The 16,841-nt window shown below is 68.3% G+C and carries 11 protein-coding genes; 8 read left to right on the forward strand and 3 right to left on the reverse strand.

The genetic code is table 11. The annotated features are described in order from the left end of the window. Positions 1–264: 264 nt before the first annotated feature. Both QM621_RS04005 and QM621_RS04010 read left to right on the forward strand, forming a co-directional pair. Entirely contained in the window at positions 265–3,108 is a 2,844-nt protein-coding gene (locus QM621_RS04005) for a hypothetical protein (RefSeq protein WP_414989067.1), read from the forward strand. A 91-nt stretch (positions 3,109–3,199) separates the two neighbouring features. After that, positions 3,200–5,005, forward strand: a complete 1,806-nt coding sequence (locus QM621_RS04010) for a hypothetical protein (RefSeq protein ID WP_414989068.1) — start codon at positions 3,200–3,202, stop codon at positions 5,003–5,005. A gap of 1 nt (position 5,006) precedes the next feature. Here QM621_RS04010 and QM621_RS04015 read toward each other — a convergent pair whose 3' ends face one another. Beyond that, the gene (locus tag QM621_RS04015) at positions 5,007–7,526 is read right to left on the reverse strand and encodes a DEAD/DEAH box helicase (RefSeq protein ID WP_414989069.1); all 2,520 of its coding nucleotides are present in this window, start codon (positions 7,524–7,526) and stop codon (positions 5,007–5,009) included. 34 nt (positions 7,527–7,560) lie between these two features. Between QM621_RS04015 and QM621_RS04020 the strand changes: the two genes are divergently transcribed. Both QM621_RS04020 and QM621_RS04025 read left to right on the forward strand, forming a co-directional pair. Further along, positions 7,561–8,514 (forward strand): NADPH:quinone oxidoreductase family protein, encoded by a 954-nt coding sequence (locus QM621_RS04020; protein WP_414989070.1) that lies wholly within the window; start codon positions 7,561–7,563, stop codon positions 8,512–8,514. A gap of 3 nt (positions 8,515–8,517) precedes the next feature. After that, positions 8,518–9,108 (forward strand): hypothetical protein, encoded by a 591-nt coding sequence (locus QM621_RS04025; RefSeq protein ID WP_414989071.1) that lies wholly within the window; start codon positions 8,518–8,520, stop codon positions 9,106–9,108. 4 nt (positions 9,109–9,112) lie between these two features. On the opposite strand, the gene QM621_RS04030 is transcribed toward QM621_RS04025, so the two are convergent. Beyond that, positions 9,113–11,149: a LuxR C-terminal-related transcriptional regulator gene (locus tag QM621_RS04030; RefSeq protein WP_414989072.1), complete on the reverse strand. Its 2,037-nt coding sequence runs from the start codon at positions 11,147–11,149 to the stop codon at positions 9,113–9,115. A 233-nt stretch (positions 11,150–11,382) separates the two neighbouring features. Between QM621_RS04030 and QM621_RS04035 the strand changes: the two genes are divergently transcribed. From QM621_RS04035 to QM621_RS04050, 4 genes are all read left to right on the forward strand, one after another. After that, positions 11,383–11,820, forward strand: coding sequence for a GtrA family protein (locus QM621_RS04035; protein WP_414989073.1), 438 nt, complete (start codon positions 11,383–11,385; stop codon positions 11,818–11,820). Between the two features lie 490 nt (positions 11,821–12,310). Continuing rightward, positions 12,311–13,144 carry a glycosyltransferase family 2 protein gene (locus QM621_RS04040; protein ID WP_414989074.1) on the forward strand — a complete coding sequence of 278 codons (834 nt, stop codon included), beginning with the start codon at positions 12,311–12,313 and terminating at the stop codon, positions 13,142–13,144. Then, positions 13,141–14,145 carry a glycosyltransferase gene (locus QM621_RS04045; protein ID WP_414989075.1) on the forward strand — a complete coding sequence of 335 codons (1,005 nt, stop codon included), beginning with the start codon at positions 13,141–13,143 and terminating at the stop codon, positions 14,143–14,145. The genes QM621_RS04040 and QM621_RS04045 overlap by 4 nt, the downstream gene beginning before the upstream one ends. Positions 14,146–14,294: 149 nt before the next feature. Beyond that, positions 14,295–15,089 carry an SDR family oxidoreductase gene (locus QM621_RS04050; protein ID WP_414989076.1) on the forward strand — a complete coding sequence of 265 codons (795 nt, stop codon included), beginning with the start codon at positions 14,295–14,297 and terminating at the stop codon, positions 15,087–15,089. Positions 15,090–15,391: 302 nt separating this feature from the next. Here QM621_RS04050 and QM621_RS04055 read toward each other — a convergent pair whose 3' ends face one another. Then, positions 15,392–16,708, reverse strand: a complete 1,317-nt coding sequence (locus QM621_RS04055; RefSeq protein WP_414989077.1) for an IS256 family transposase — start codon at positions 16,706–16,708, stop codon at positions 15,392–15,394. Positions 16,709–16,841 lie beyond the last annotated feature (133 nt).

The following is a 16,841-nucleotide window of genomic DNA, read 5'->3' on the forward strand; positions in this document are numbered from 1 at the left end:
CCCCTGACGACTTGCGTCAGTTGACTCAGGAACCGGCGAAACTCTCTCGCGAGGGGTACAAAAGTCTCTCATCGCGGGTGCATCTCCTTTCTTGGAGCGGGCTCTCACCCAGAGGTCGAGGGGTCGGCGGGTGAAAGCGCGGGTGAGATTCCTGTCCGAGAAGTTCCTGTGAAATCATGCACGAGCGCGTCCCCTGCGGCGTGATTCGGACGACCCCGCCAGGAAGGCACTATTCTCATGCGTTCTCTACGCCACTCTCTCCGTGTGGCCGCCGCCGTCGCCGTCGGCAGCGCCTCCCTGGTGTTCGCAGGGGCGACCCCCCCCCCGGCCTCCGCAGCGCCCGTCGTCCTGAGCCAGGCCGCCCCGAAGACCTGCTCGGCTGACAACACCCGCGGCACCGAGCGCTGGTGGTTCTTCGGCAACAGCGCCGGTCTCGACTTCGGAGCCACTGGCAGCGCCGTGCCCACGGCCGTGACCGGGGCAGGCAACTCGGCCGAGGGCACCACCGTCGTCACCGACTCCGAGGGAAACCTCCAATTCTGGTCGAACGGCGCGGTGATCTACAACCGCAACCACACGGCGATGACCGGCGGCACCTTCTCCACGGGCACCGGGGCCAGCGGGGTGGCGAACCCGTCGGCGACCCAGACGGTCGCCGCCTTCCCGTCGACCACCCAGCCGGACGTGTACTTCGTCGTCACCACCACCGGCGCAGAGAACGTGACGGCGGGCCGCCTGTACTACACCGTCGTCGACATGAGCCTCGACGGCGGCCTCGGCGCCGTCTCCCAGTCGCCCGTCCAACTCGGCGGCAACGGCATCTCCGGGGAGGGCCTGACCTCCATCCCGAACCACGACGGCACCGGCTACTGGGTGCTCACCTCGCAGAACAACTCGCCGAACATCCACGCCTTCTACTTCGACGGCGACGGACCGGCCGACCCCGACGGTGACGGCCCTCTCGGCGTCGGCGACCCGGTCACCAGCGTCATGCCGACCAACAACCTGGCGCGTTACAGCTCCTTCGTGTTCAGCGCCGACCGCACCCAGCTCGTCCAGACGTCCACCGGCACCGGCACCGCGACCTCCGCGTCGATCATCCGGCGTCTGGACTTCGACGCCGAGACCGGCCAGATCAGCCAGATCGCAGAGTGGAGCGCGCCGACGACGGCCAACTCCGGCGACAACCTCTACGGTGCCGACTTCTCGCCCAGCGGCCGCTACCTCTACATCACCAAGCTGTTCGGCACCGCCACGGTGTACCGCTACGACCTGCAAGCCGACGACGTCGCAGGCTCGGTGGAGACCGTCGGGCTGCTCGGCAGCGGCGGCGCGATCCGCCGGGGTCCGGACGGCCGTATGTACATCGCCCGCAACAACACGAGCCAGCTCGGCGTGATCGACGACCCCGACGCCGAGGACGTCGCCGACGTCGGCTTCGCTCAGACCGGACTCACCCTGGCCACCGGTGCCTCCAGCCGCTTCGGCCTGCCGCAGATGGTCACCGGCTGCCCGAACACGCCCGAACTGAGCATCGACAAGTCCAGCGATCTGACCACCGACACCGACGGCGACGGGGCGGCCGACGTCGGCGACGTCATCACCTACACCTTCCGCGTGCGCAACACCGGCACCGTCGACCTGACCGACATCGTCCCGGTGGACTCCCGGCTCGCCGACGCCGACTTCACTCCGGTCGACCTGGCCTTCGGCTCGTACCACGACTTCACCGCGACGTACACGGTCACCCAGGCCGACGTCGACGCGGGCGTGCTCACCAACACCGCCCACGCCACCGGCACGTACACCCCGGCGGGCGGCGGCACGCCGGAGACGATCACCAGCGCCGACGACACCGACACCTTCGTGGACCTGCCCGCCCGCGTCCCCGGGCTGAGCATCGTCAAGGAGGGCGAGATCACCACCGACGGCGGCACGGCGGGCGTGGCCGACATCGGCGACGTCATCACCTACACCTTCACCGTCGTCAACACCGGCAACGTCACGATGACGGACGTCACGATCGACGACCCGCGAGTCGCCTCGGTCTCCCCCTCCTCCGCCACCTTGCCGCCCGGCACGACGCCCGCGTCGACGCAGGAGTTCACCGCCACGTACACCGTGGTCGAGGCCGACATCCTCGCCGGCGGCGTCCACAACCAGGCCCAGGCGACCGCGACCAGCCCGACCGGCGCGTACACCTCCGATTACGCCGACGAGGACGTCGACACCCCGGAGATCGACCAGGAGCTCACCGTCGAGAAGTCGAGCGAACTGACGACCGACGCCGACGGCGACGGAGCGGCCGACGTCGGCGACGTGCTGAGCTACACGATCACCGTCACCAACACCGGCAACACGACGCTCACCGGCGTCACGGCGAGCGACCCCCTCCTCGGCTCGACGCTGACCCCGACCGCGCCGGTCGACCTGGCCCCCGGCGACGGCCAGGAGTTCACCGGCACGTACACCGTCACACAGACCGACATCGACAACGGCCTGCTGCGCAACACCGCCACCGCGTCGGGCACGTTCACTCCGACCGACGGCGGCACGCCGCTGACGATCACCGGCGAGGACTACGACGACGCCGACCTGCAGGAGCAGCAGCCGGGTCTGACGGTCGAGAAGCACGCCGACCTGGACGACCTCAACGGCAACGGCACCGCCGACGCCGGGGAGACCATCGCCTACTCCTTCACGGTCACGAACACGGGCAACACCACGATGGAAGACGTCGAGGTCGTCGACCCGCGGGTGACCGGACTGGCCCCGCTGAGCACGCCGCTCGCCCCCGGCGAGACCGCCGAGCTGCAGGCCGACCCGTACACGGTCACCGAGGCCGACGTCCAGGCCGGCGGCGTGGTCAACAGCGCCACGGCGCGCGGCCACGTGCCCGGCGGCCCGGAGACGATCTCCGAACCGGACGAGGTCACCACCGCGACCACGCCGATCCCGGACCCGCCCGCCCCCGCTGAGGAGTCCGCGGGCATCGCGAGCCTGCTGCCCTCCACCGGCACGGCCGTCACGCTGCTGACGCTGTTCACCATCCTCATGGCCCTGGCCACCGGCGCCGTCTTCTGGCGTCGCGGCCGACAGATGCGCTGAGATTGCCGACGGCGAGGCCACTGTGGGACCATCGCTCTGAATCGCAGGCCGCGCGGGATGTGTCTGCCGAAGCACCGGGAAGGCACCACCTGTGAGATTTTCGCGTCGCTCCCTCGCGCTGACGACCGCCGCGGCCGTCAGCGGCGCCTCGCTGGCCTTCCTCGGCGGCGCCCTGCCAGCGTCGGCGGCGCCGGTCGTCCTCGGCCAGGCCGCGACGGCGACCTGCTCGGACGAGCAAGCGCGCGGCACTGAACGCTGGTGGTTCTTCGGCGACGGCGCCGGCCTCGACTTCGGCGCCAGCGGCGACGCCGCGCCGACGGCGGTGAGCGGATCGGGCGCCACGCCCGAGGGCGGCGTGGTGGTCACCGACACCGGCGGCAACCTGCAGTTCTGGTCCAACGGCCAGACCGTGGTGGGCCGTGACCAGCAGGTCATGCCGAACGGCACCTTCGGCGCCGCCGTCGCCCACTCGGCGGCCGTGCAGCCCGTGGTGGCCTTCCCGTCCACCACCCAGGCCGGCACGTACTTCGTCGTCACCACCACCGGCGACGACGGCAGCACCACCGGTCAACTGTTCTCCTCGGTGGTCGACATGAGCCTCAACGACGGCCTCGGCGACGTCTCCTCGGCGCCTGCCCCCCTGGGCGCCGCCGGGACGGCCGGGGAGAGCCTCGCCGCCGTTCCCGACGCCGACGGCACGGGCTACTGGGTGCTCACCTCGCAGAACTCCTCGCCCAACCTGCACGCCTTCTACTTCGACGGCGCCGGTCCGGCCGACCCCGACGGCTCCGGCCCGCTCGGCGTCGGCGATCCGGTCACCAGCGTCATGCCGACCGACAACTACGACCGGTACAGCTCGCTCGTGTTCAGCGCCGACCGCAGCCAGCTCGTCCAGACCTCCGCCAGCGGCCCCGCCGCCACCGACCCGTCGGTCATCCGGCGTCTGAGCTTCGACCCCGCCACCGGCCAGATCGCCCAGCTGGCGCAGTGGAGCGGCCCGGCCGGCGGCACGAGCGGCCTCTCGCTCTACAACGCCGAGTTCTCCCCCAGCGGCCGCTACCTCTACGTCACCAAGCTCTTCACCAGCGGAGCCGCCACCGCCCGCGTGTGGCGCTACGACCTGCAAGCCACCACCGCGACGCCTGCCCTGCAGCCGATCGGCGTCATCGACCCGGCCGACGGCGGCGGCGACGGCGGCGCGATCCGACGCGGCCCGGACGGGCGCATGTACGTCGCGCGGAACGGCGAGACGCAGATCGCCGTGATCGCCGATCCCGACAACGAAGACCGCACCCAGGTGGGTTTCGACGCCACCGCCCTCGCCCTGGCCGACGGCGCCGTCAGCGGTCTCGGACTGCCGCAGACCGTGGTCGGCTGCCCGGACCCGCCGTCGCTGGACCTCGTGACGCAGGCGGTCCTCGACGACCTCAACGGCAACGGCGTCGCCGACGTCGGCGAGACCATCGCCTACTCCTTCACCGTCACCAACACCGGCAACAGCAGCCTGCGCGACGTCGCGGTGACCGATCCCCGGCTGACCGGGCTGTCCCCGCTGACCAGCCCGCTCGCCCCCGGCGAGGTCGCGACCTTCCAGGCCGCCGCGTACACCGTCACCGAAGCCGACCTCCAGGCCGGCAGCATCGTCAGCCACGCCACCGCGCGCGGCGTCCTCCCCGGCACCACCGCGGAGTTCACCGCGACCGACGACGCCACCGTCGCCACCGGGACGCTGGACGACTCCGCCACGCCGCCCGCGAACAGCGACGACGCCACGGACGACGACGACGCTGCCGACGGCGTGCTCCCCGTGACCGGCGCGGGCGTGAGCCTGTCCGCGCTGCTCCTGGCGACTCTGGCCCTCGCCGTCGGCGTCGTGGTCGTCCGCCGCGCCCGCTGACTCAGAGAGGGCCGACGGAGACGAGGCGGACGACGGGTTCGCCGGCCTCGTCGGAGGCGGCCAGGTCGACGGTGGCCGACAGGCCCCAGTCGCGGTGGCCCTCGGGGTCGTCGAAGGTCTGGCGGACCTTCCACACGCCCGGCTCCTCGACCACCGTGAACAGCTGCGGGCCGCGGGCGTCGGGGCCGGTCCCGAGGTCGTCGTACTCGTCGAAGTAGGCGTCCATCGCCTCACGCCAGGCCTCGGCGGTCCAGCCCGCGTCGCCGTCGAGCGCGGCGAGGTCGTCCCAGCGCTCCAAGTCGGCCAGCTCGACCCGGCGGAACAGCGCGTTGCGCACCAGCACCCGGAAGGCGCGGACGTTCGCGGTGACCGGGCGGGGACCGGCGGCGACATCCGTCGGACGGACCTCGACGGGAGCGCCGTCCTCCCCCGCCATGAGGTGCTCCCACTCGTCGAGCAGGCTGGAGTCGGTCTGCCGGACCAGCTCGCCCAGCCACTCGACCAGATCATCAAACTCCTCGGTGCGCGCCGACGGCGGGACGGTGCGGTCGAGCGTGCGGTAGGCGTCGGTGAGATAGCGCAGCACCATGCCCTCGGCGCGCGCCAACTGGTAGTCGCCGACGAGCTCGCCGAAGGTCATCGCGCGCTCCCACATCTCACGGACCACCGACTTCGGCCTCAACTCGTGGTCGGCCACCCACGGATGCCCCTGCCGGTAGGTCTCGTAGGCCCCCTCCAACAGGTCGGCGAGCGGGCGCGGGTGGGTGATCTCCTCCAGCAGCTCCATGCGCTCGTCGTACTCGATGCCGTCGGCCTTCATCTGTCCGATGGCCTCGCCGCGCGCCCGATGCCGCTGCGCGTTGAGGATGTGGCGGGGGTCGTCGAGCGTCGCCTCGATCACCGACACGACGTCGAGCACATAGGTGGGCGACTCGGCGTCGAGCAGTTCCAGCGCGGCCACCGCGAAGGGCGACAGCGGCTGGTTGAGCGCGAAGTCGTCGGGCAGGTCGACGGTGAGCTGCAGCGTGCGGCCCTCGGCGTCGGGCGGGTCGAGCCGTTCGACCACGCCCCCGGCGAGCAGCGCCTCGATGATCGCGTCGACCTCCGCCAACAGCCGCTCCTGCGACGCCTCGTTCTCGCCGCTCTCGCGCAGCAGGCGCTCCAGCGAGGCGCGCGCGTCGCCGGGACGGCCGATCACGTCGAGCACCATCGCGTGACTGACCCGCATGCGCGACACCAGCGGCTCGGGCGTGCCGTCGCGCAGTTTCTCGAAGGTCTTCTCGCTCCAACTGACGAAGCCCTCCGGGGCCTTCTTGCGCTGGATGCGCTTCAACTTCTTCGGGTCGTCGCCGGCCTTGCGGACCAGGCGCGCGTTCTCGATCTCGTGCTCCGGCGCCAGCACCACGACGTGCCCGACCGTGTCGTAGCCGGCCCGTCCGGCGCGGCCCGCGATCTGCGCGTACTCGCGCACCTGCAACTGTCGCTGCCGGGTGCCGTCGTACTTGCTGAGCCCGCTGAACACGACCGTGCGGATCGGCACGTTGATGCCGACGCCGAGCGTGTCGGTGCCGCAGACGACCTTCAACAACCCCTGCTGCGTCAGCGTCTCGACGAGCCGCCGGTAGCGCGGCAGCATGCCCGCGTGGTGCACGCCGATGCCCATGCGGATCAGCCGCGACAGCGTCTTGCCGAAAGCCGAGGTGAACCGGAAGCCGCCCAACGCCTCGACGATCTCGTCGCGCTCGGCCCGCGTCGCCACCTTCACGCTGGCGAGCGCCTGCGCCCGTTCCAGCGCGGCGGCCTGGGTGAAGTGGACGACGTAGACCGGCGCCTGGCCCGTCTCGATCAACTCCTCCAACTTCTCCTGCATCGGCGTCGTGACGTACTCGGCGACCAACGGCACCGGGCGCTCCGCCGACGCCACCAGCGCGGTGGGGCGTCCGGTGCGACGGGTGAGGTCGGCCTCCAGCCGCGTCGTGTCGCCGAGGGTGGCCGACATGAGCAGGAACTGCGCGCGCGGCAGCTCGATCAGCGGCACCTGCCACGCCCAGCCCCGGTCGGGGTCGGCGTAGAAGTGGAACTCGTCCATGACGACGAGGCCGAGGTCGGTCTCCGCGCCCTCGCGCAGTGCCATGTTCGCCAGGATCTCGGCGGTCGCGGCGATGATCGGGGCGTCGGCGTTGACCGCCGCGTCGCCGGTGACCATGCCGACGTTGTCGGCCCCGAAGATCTCGCACAGGTCGAAGAACTTCTCGCTGACGAGCGCCTTGATCGGGGCGGTGTAGACCGCGCACTCCCCCCGTGCCAGGGCGGCGGCCATCGCGGCGGTGGCGACGAGGCTCTTGCCCGAGCCGGTCGGCGTCGCGAGGACGACGTTCGCCCCGGAGACGCATTCGAGAATGGCCTCGTCCTGCGCCGGATAGAGGCTCAGACCCCGGCCCTCGACCCACTCCGCGACGGCCTCGTAGACCGCGTCCTCGTCGTCGCTGGGGCTGGGCGGCAGAAGGTCGACGAGGCGCATGAGACCTATTGTCGCGCTCGGCTAAGGTCGGGCTATGCGTGCGGTGCAGATCACGTCGCTGGACGGGCCCGAGGCCGTCAGCGTCACCGAAGTCGACGCCCCCGACGCGGCCGGCCGCGTCCTGATCGACGTGAGGGCGGCGGGGGTCGCGTTCCCCGAGGTCTTGCAGTCACGGGGCCAGTACCAGCTCAAGCCGCCGCTGCCGTTCGTGCCGGGCGCGGAGGTCGCGGGCGTGGTGGCCGAGGCTCCGGAGGGCTCGGAGTTCTCCCCCGGCGACCGGGTCGCGGCGCTGTGCCTGCTGGGCGGCTTCGCCGAGCAGGTCGTCACCGACGAGCAGTTCGTCTTCCCGCTGCCCGAGCAGGTGTCCTTCGAGCAGGGCGCGTCGGTCATCTTCAACTACGGCACCGCCTACTTCGCGCTGGTCGAGCGCGGGCGTCTCGCCGAGGGCGAGTCGGTGCTCGTGCACGGCGCGGCCGGCGGCATCGGCACCGCCTCGATCCAGGTCGCCAAGGCCTTCGGCGCCGGCGACGTCGTCGCGGTCGTGTCCACCGCTGAGAAGGGCGACATCGCCGTGGCGGCGGGCGCGGACTCCTATGTGCTGGCCGACGGCTTCCGCGACCACCTGGCCGGGAAGAAGTTCGACCTCGTGGTCGACCCGGTCGGCGGCGACCGCTTCACCGACTCGCTGCGCAGCCTCGCCGAGGACGGACGGCTGCTCGTCATCGGCTTCACCGCGGGCTCGATCCCCGAGGTCAAGGTGAACCGGCTGCTGCTGGGCAACATCTCCGTCGTCGGCGTCGGCTGGGGCGCGTACGTGTTGGCCAAGCCGGGCCATGTGCGCGGCGAGTGGGACGCGATGCTGCCGCACCTGGCCTCCGGCGCGCTCGCCCCGGTCGTCTCCTCGGTCCGTCCGCTGGAGGAGGTCGCCGAGGCGCTGCTGGAGATCGACCAGCGGCGCGCGGCCGGCAAAGTGCTGCTCACCCCCTGAGCCATGCCCAATCCCACCGACGTCCACGACCCGAGCGACGGGGCCTGGCTCGCCGTGCGGCCCTCGGCGACCACCACCGCGATCCTGCAAGACGGACATGACGTGTTGGAGGGGCCGCTGCTGAAGGCCTCGGCGGCCGAAGGACTGACCCCGGAGGCGTTGCGCGCCGCCGTCGGCCTCGACGATCCCGACCCTCGCTCCTTCGTCGACCTCGTCACCGTCGCCCCGCACCCGTTGATGACGCTGCGCGGCGAGGGCGACGTGGTGACGGTCGAGCGCACCCGCGTGCCGAACGGCAGCTGCCTGTGGCGGGTCGACGCCAGCGGTGAGCGGCGCGTGCTCACCTACTACGACGGCCCGGCCCACGGGTGGCGCAACGGTCGCGGCTACGTCGATCCGGTCGAACCACTCGGCCCGTGGGCACGCCTCGACGGCGCCGAGTACGCCGCCGCCTTCCCCGCCGACGGCGACACCGACCGCGTCGGCCTCGTCGCCGTCAGCCCCGAACCGCCCGAGGGCTTCTCCTGGGTCCGCCCCGGCGTCTCCCTGCGCTACGTCGCGGTGCGCGAGCTGGAGTGGCTGGAGGCGAGGTGAGCCTCTAATCCAGCAAGCCCAGCCTGCGGGCCTCGGCGACGGCCTCGCTGCGGGTGCCGACGCCGAGCTTGCCGTAGACGCTGCGCAACTGCGTCTTGACGGTGTTGAGGGACACGGTGAGGCTGTCGGCGATCTCACTGACCTTGCGCCCTGTCGTCAACTGCTCCAAGACGATCTGCTCGCGAACCGACAGCGCCACGACCTCCACCGACTCGGGGAAGATCTCCTCTCGCCCCTCCCGCTCGAAGTCGGCGAGCACGTCGCGCAGCCCGGCCGACCGGTCGGCCTCCGTCTCCAGCAACGAACGCGGCACCGTGAGCAGCACGCGGCGGTCCTGCCGACGGAGCGCCTCGGCGACGCCCCTCCCCCGGTCGGCCGCAGCCGTCTCGTCGTCGCCGAGCCGACGGGCTGCGGCCGCCCGCAACAGGGTCAGCTCGGTCCGGTCGCGGATGGGCGTGTCGATCCGCAGCAGCGAGTCCGACGCCCGCTCGAAGGCCTCCTGCGCCTGATCGGAGGCGAGCAGGAGCCGCACCCACGTCGGCCGACCGAGCACGGAGGAGTCGTCGAGCCGCGTCAACAGCAGGCGTGCCTCGCTGCCGTGCCCCAACGCCAGCCGGGCCTCCGCCGACGACGCCAGGCAGACGTCGCGGTGGAAGGCACTGTGCCGCACCGCGAAGGGCGCCGCGTCCCGCAGATCGTCGACCAGCGTCAGCCCCTCCGCCGCCTCGCCGTCGACCATCATGTGCCGCACTCGCGACCACAGCAGCAGCGGCCACAGCTCGTCGGCCTCGGCGCCCTCGTCGACCTGCCACGCCTCCCGCGCCATGCCGTCCGCGTCCAGGGCGTCCGTGGCGAGCGTATGGCGGACGAAGCCAGTGCCGCTGTCGACCCAGTGGCGGATCTGCTCGACGACCGGCGCCGGGAACTCCGAGCCCTCTGCCTGCCGCAGCCAGTCGAAGGCGCGTCGCGTCCTGCCCTCGTGCGCGGACAGCACCGCCTGTTTCACCGCGAGGTCGTGCGACACGAAGGGCAGCTCGTTGAACGCCCGATGGCGCCACCCGGTGCGGTAGAAGAAGCGCGCCCGTCCGAACGCGCCGGTCAAGTGCGCGGCCACCCCCGACTGCAACAGCCACAGCGGCGACAGGCCCGCCGAGGCCGCGTGCTCGGCGCGCAGCTCCTGCAGCACGAACGGCGTCATGCGCTCGGCGTGCTCCAAGGCCTCCTCGTACAGGCCGAAGTTGCGGCGGGCGGCCATCGCGAAGATGCTCTGCTCGACCAGCTCGCGGTCGCGGCCGTCGCGGATCAGCGCCCGGCGCGCCGACTCGCCCTCCGGGATCGGGATCGTCGTGGCTCCGACCGGCGTGTGGCCGATGTACTCCTGCCGCAACGACAGCAGCGGATACGCCTTGACGAGCTCCGACGGCAGCTCCGAGAGCACGCTGAGGCTCAAGGCCCGCCAGGGGCTGAACGCCAGCCGCAGCGACCAGCGGGCGAGGATGCGGGCGCAGGCCTCGTGGTCGTCGGCCGCGTAGGCGGCGCCGAGGCCGCAGTCCATCACGCCGGACCGCTCCCGCAGGCCGACGACGGCGCGTCGTGCCCCCTCGGACTCCTCGGGGTTCGTCGCGAGCCTCTCCGCGACCGCACGGCCGACCGCCGGGACCAGCGCGACACCGTCGAGGCCGTCCACCGCAGAGAGCGCGACCAGTCCGGCGTCCCACAGCTCGGCGATCATGGCGGCCGCCGCCAACTCCTCCAGCTCGGCCGTCGCGCAGACGCCCGCGACCGCCAGGTACCGCACGACGGGCCACTGGTGCTCGACGATCCAGTCGTCGAGGCGGCGCACTGCGGCCGACGTCGCGATCATGCGGGCGAGGCCCGCCGAGCTGTCCGGCATCGGCAGCCCGACGCCCTCGACCACCGCGTCCACGAGCGCGGGCAGGCCGCCGGTGTCGGCGATCAGCGCCTCCGCCTGGTCCGGTCGCGTGCCGGGCCACCTCTCACACACATCACCGGGCCGCAGACGGCCTTCCCGCGTGCTCATCTCCGCGCTCACCCGCCTATCACACCACAGGACGACCCGTCCCGGAGGCAGAAAACGGAGGGATTATCAGCGCCGGGGAAGCAACCCGTCACACACGACCAGAATCACACCCCGCCAGGAAGCAGAACGGCGGATCAGGGCTGAGTGGCCATACGCCTACGCCTCGCCGAGCGACGACGCACTAGGCTGCTCGTGGATCCGCCGCACACCACGCCACCGAGGGAGGGAACCTCATGGACACGGCAGAGAGCACCGAAGCTCCCGGACCCCGGGGTCCGCTCCTACGCCTGATCAAAGACCATCGAGTCGCGTTCCTGATCGTCGGTTCCATTAACACGGTGGTGGGTTTCGCCTGGTTCGTTTTTTTCGACGTCACCGTCGGGCGAATCTGGGGCTACATGATCACGCTGCTTTTCGCCCACGTTGCGGCAGTCCTATGCGCTTTCGTACTCTACCGACGGTTTGTTTTCCGAGTCCGCGGCAACACGTTGATTGACCTCGCTCGCTTCGAGTCAGTCAACCTGGTCTCCCTCGCGGTCAACGCCACGATGCTTCCCATTTTCGTTGAATTCGGCCGACTCCAGCCGATCGTGGCCCAAGCGGCTATCGTCTTCTTGACAACCCTCATCAGCTACGTGGGACACAGCAAGCTCTCATTTCGACGAAGTTGACGACGCCAAGAGAATTGAGGCTTATCCGGAGAACTAAATAGCATCCCACGGCGTTTCGCAATAAAAGACGATCCATTCCTTGAGGGAATTGGGCAACCATGTTCAAACTCACGAAAACGAACCGTCCCACATGAAACATTACGAGACTCGACCCCGAAGTGTGGACACGCCAATCCCGGTCTGAGGACGGGGAAGCGAGACGATGCACTCATGGCACGCAAGACCTACAGCTTGGAGCTCAGCTATGACGCGGTTGACCTCTACGCCACCACCGACGGGACGACGGTGAAGCAGATCGCCGCCGACCTGGGTACGACGCCACGTTGCCGGGCTGGCTCAACACCACCGGTGTCGCGGTCCGCGGCAGGGGCGCTGGTCTCCTGCGCCACACCCCGCAAACCCAGCAACAACGGCGGATCAGGGCTCAGGCGAAGTGGGATGCTCGACATGCCATACCCTGGGCCGAGGCAGCGAACGAAGGGATGAGCAGATGAACGATCCGACACTGTCGGTCGTGGTGCCGGCGTACAACAATGCCAAGTACATCGGGGCCACGATCGAAAGCGTGTTGAGTCAAGAGGGAGTCGACTTCGAACTTGTGCTTGCCGATCACTCATCGACGGATGAAACCCTACGGATCGCTGAGTCCTACAGTGCCGACGACCGGTTGACTGTGACGGAGACCCCTCGCGGTGGCGGTGCTCCGGCGAACTGGCGGCGAGTGACAGAACTGGCCTCAGGCAGGTATCTGAAACTTGTGTGCGGTGATGACGTGTTGCGACCAGGAGTGCTGGCACGTCAGGTCGCCCTTCTGGAGGAGCATCCAGAAGCCGTTCTCACCGCATGTCGCCGAGATGTGATCGACTCCTCTGGGCGGACGTTGATCGCTGGAAGGGGCTTGCAGAAGATCAACCGGCGGATGTCTGGGACTGAGGCGATCCGTCGTTCGGTGCGCGGCGGTACCAATCCATTCGGCGAACCTGCTTCCGTGATGATGCGGCGGGAAGCCCTGGAGCAGGCGGGCGGTTGGTGGGGGGAATTTCCCTACCTCATCGATCAAGCCTCGTATTGCCGTGTGTTGTTAGGCGGAGAATTCGTACCTGACGACGAAGTGGGGGCGACTTTCCGCATGAGCAACGAGCAGTGGAGTGTGGCACTTGTCAAGGAGCAGGCGCGTCAGGCGCACGGCTTCCACCATTGGATGAGCGTTCATCACCCTGACGTGGTCAACGCGACGGACGTCCGGATCGGCAACATCCGGGCGTCCTTGGCGGCACGGGCACGCCGAATGGCCTATGCGATTCTGCGTGGGAGGATGCGATGACTGACTCTTCCTTTCTCCATCGGATCTCGGTGGTTGTTCCTGTGTATCAGGGCGAGAGGACCCTTCCCGGACTTGTGGACGAGCTCTTGCCGTTGACCGGGACCTTCTTCACGCCCGACGGGCACCAGGCGGTGGTGTCCGAGATCATATTTAGCTATGACAATGGTCCGGACAGCTCGGATCGGGTCCTCCGTGAGTTGGCGACAGCCCACGATGTCGTCAAGCTGGTCTGGCTGAGTCGAAATTTCGGTCAGCACGCGGCTACGCTCGCAGGTATCGCCTCATCGGGGGGGGACTGGGTTGTCACCATGGACGAAGACGGACAACATGACCCTGCGTTTATCGGAAGCATGCTCGACACGGCCTTACGTGATCGTGCGCAGGTAGTTTATGCTCGCCCCAGCAATCTCCCCCCGCACGGATTCGTTCGTAACACGGCGTCAAAGGCTGCGAAGATGTTCCTGGAGACGCTCTTCGGCAGTGTCAACGCATCAGAATTTAATAGCTTCCGACTCATTGTGGCCGATGTCGCCCGCAGCGTTGCCGCATATGCTGGAAACGGGGTCTATCTTGACGTCGCCCTCGGGTGGATAGCCAAGCGTGCGTCCACATCTCCCGTAGTGCTGCGTCAGGAGGATCGGGATAGTGGCTACTCGTATCGTAGCCTCATGGCACATTTTCTCCGTATGATTATCACTTCAGGAACTCGCGGACTCCGTTTAGTGGCAGTCACGGGAGCCCTGTTCGCAGTCATTGGACTCTTCTTCGCGGCTTACATCGCCTTTGATCGATTGTACGGCGACGGCGTGGACTCTCCGGGCTGGACATCGATCATGGTGCTTTTATCGCTTGGCATCGGGATGATTCTGATGGCCCTGGGGATTGTCGCCGAATATCTTGGAGTTGCGGTTAATATGGCGATGGGGAAACCGGCTTATTTGATCGTACGTGACCCTGCTACCGGTCCGTTAGGTCAAACGCGCACCCTTTCAGACTCATGACTGAGCGGTGGGTTGTCGGTCGAGGTTTATTAGGACAGTCGGTTCTCTCGGCTATATCGGGCAACTCGTTCACCGCTTCAGTGGGTTGGTCTGATCCTGAGCGGTCAGTGATGGATCTACGATCCAGTATCGCTGATTTCTCTACGGTGGTGAGAGACGCTGACTGGGAGATTTTTTGGTGCGCTGGGCGAGGTGTCACCTCGACGCCTAAAAGTGATCTCCAAATCGAGGTGGATGTGTTTCATCGCTTTTTGGATGACCTGGTAGGTGGTCGATCACTGCTCGACCCAACGAAAGGCCGCTTATTTCTGGCCTCGTCTGTCGGCGCTATTTACGGCGGCAGTTCCCTGCCTCCCTTTACTGAAAAAACCCCTCCGAACCCCTCGTCGGCTTATGGTGAGGCGAAGCTCGCTATGGAAGACTTGGTGCGATCAATCTCCGACTCGTCGGGAATCCGGTCTTTTATTGGAAGAATAACAAATCTTTACGGTCCCGCACAGGACATGTCTAAGGGTCAGGGCCTAATATCAACGGTTGTTGCGAGCTATATCACAGGACATCCAGTTTCGATCTATGTCCCTTTGGACACGTTACGCGACTATCTTTATGTCGATGATTGCGGGCGCATGGTGGCGGCGGGTATGAAGAAACTCGCGGATGAGCCGAGTGGAACGAGTGTTGTCAAGATTCTCGGCTCGACGATGCCGTGGTCGATTGGGGCCGTCCTCGGCGAGGCGGCGCGCGTGCATCGGCTCCGTGCACCGATTATCTCCGGGCAGGGCACAGCGGCATCCGTTGCCGGACAAGCGCACGACCTGAGGGTGCGGTCTCTGATATGGACTGACCTCGACTCGCTGGCCCGAACGACTCTACCTGCAGGCCTGGATTCCTTGCATCGAGCGCGTCTGGCCAATGTCATGGCCTGCGGTCTGCCGCTGAGCTGACTATCCTGTCGTCGACGGATTTATTCGGAAATATCTTCACCTTAAGACTTATTCGACGCTTCCGATTTTGGGCTGTAGGAGATTCGACCTGAATCCTCCGCTCTCAAGCGAGGCTGCGGTCGATGTAGGGCCTGTTACGAAAGTGGTCTTGTGGTTGACGACGTGGCGACGTATGAGTATGGGTGAGACCTCCCCGGTCATGCGGGCGGTGTCTACGCATCCACTGGGGTGAGACGGTTCTCGTAGGCAGTCGTTAGCAGGAAGGACGCAAGAGCAATAGTCAAGACCTGTGGATCGGCGTGTCACGCGGCTTGAGCGTCACCTCCTGATTCGTTGCCTTCGGGCTGCGGGTGGTGGTCGTCCTCGCGTTCGACGAGTACGCCGTTCTTGAATGTGGCACCGGCTCGGACGAGGGCGACGAGGTGGGGTGCGTTGACGGCGCGCCACCGGGTCTGGGCGGACTCGATGAGCTTGAACGCCATCGCGATGCCGGCAGCCCTTGAGCCCGGGCCCTTGGCGATGCGTTGGCGCAACCTGACGGTCGCGAACGTGGACTCGATCGGGTTGGTGGTGCGCAGGCGGACCCAGTGCTCGGCCGGGTAGTCGTAGAACTCCAGCAGCACGTCGAGGTCGTCGGTGATCTTCGCGGCGGCCTTGGGCCACTTGACCCCGTAGTCGGCTGCGAACGCCTTCGCGGCCTTCTCGGCGTGGTCGCGGTTCTCGGCGTTCCAGATCTCGGCCAGCGCCGTCTTCGCGCCCGGCTGGGCCGACTTCGGGAGCGCGTTCAACACGTTGGCGATCTTGTGGAACCAGCACCGCTGCTCCCGAGCCTCGGGGAACACGGTGCGGACCGCGGCCCGGAATCCGAGCGCTCCGTCGCCGATGGCGAGGACCGGCGCACGCATCCCGCGGCGCTTGCAGTCGCGGAGCAGGTCGGCCCACGACTCGGTGGACTCGCGGTGCCCGTCGTCGAGCGCGATCAGCTCCTTCGGCCCGTCAGCACGCACGCCGATCATTACCAGCAGGCACACCTTGTCCTGCTCCAGGCGGACCTCGAGGCGGATCCCGTCGACCCAGCAGTAGACGTAGTCGGCGCCGGCGAGCGAGCGCTTGCCGTACGCGGCCGCCTCGTTCTGCCAGTCCTTGGTCAGCCGCGTGATCACCGACGCCGAGAGTCCGTGGCTGGCGCCGAGGAACCGGGTCAGCGCGGGCCCGAAGTCGCCGCTGGACAGGCCGTGCAGGTACAGCAACGGCAGCACCTCGGCCACCCGCGGCGACTTGCGCGCCCACGCCGGCGGGATCGCCGAGGCGAACCGTCGCCGCTCGCCGGTCACCGGGTCGACCCGCTTGTCGTTGACCCGCGGCGCCTTTACGGGGATCGCCCCGGCCGCGGTAGTCACCTCCCGCGGCTCGTGGAACCCGTTGCGGACCACCAGCCGGCGACCGTTCTCGTCGACCTCGCCAGCGAACGCCTCGATGCAGGCGGCAACCTCGGCCTGCAACGCCGCCGCGAGCATCTGCCGAGCGCCGTCGCGGACGATCTCATCGAGCAGCGACCCGCCAGCCGCCGAGGCTGCGTCGTCGTTGGACTCGTTGTTCTCCTGGACTACCTCGAGCATGGACGTGCCTTCCCGAGCCGGCGCGCCAACGCCGACCCTGATCAGAACCGCATGGACTTCGATCCTTGCTCGGGAGGTACGTCCACTTCACGTCACCTCGCCGAGCGCCATCCACAGGTTCTGATCATTGCTC

It is taken from the genome of Aeromicrobium sp. (assembly GCF_047606445.1).
In the GTDB taxonomy this organism is placed as follows: domain Bacteria; phylum Actinomycetota; class Actinomycetes; order Propionibacteriales; family Nocardioidaceae; genus Aeromicrobium.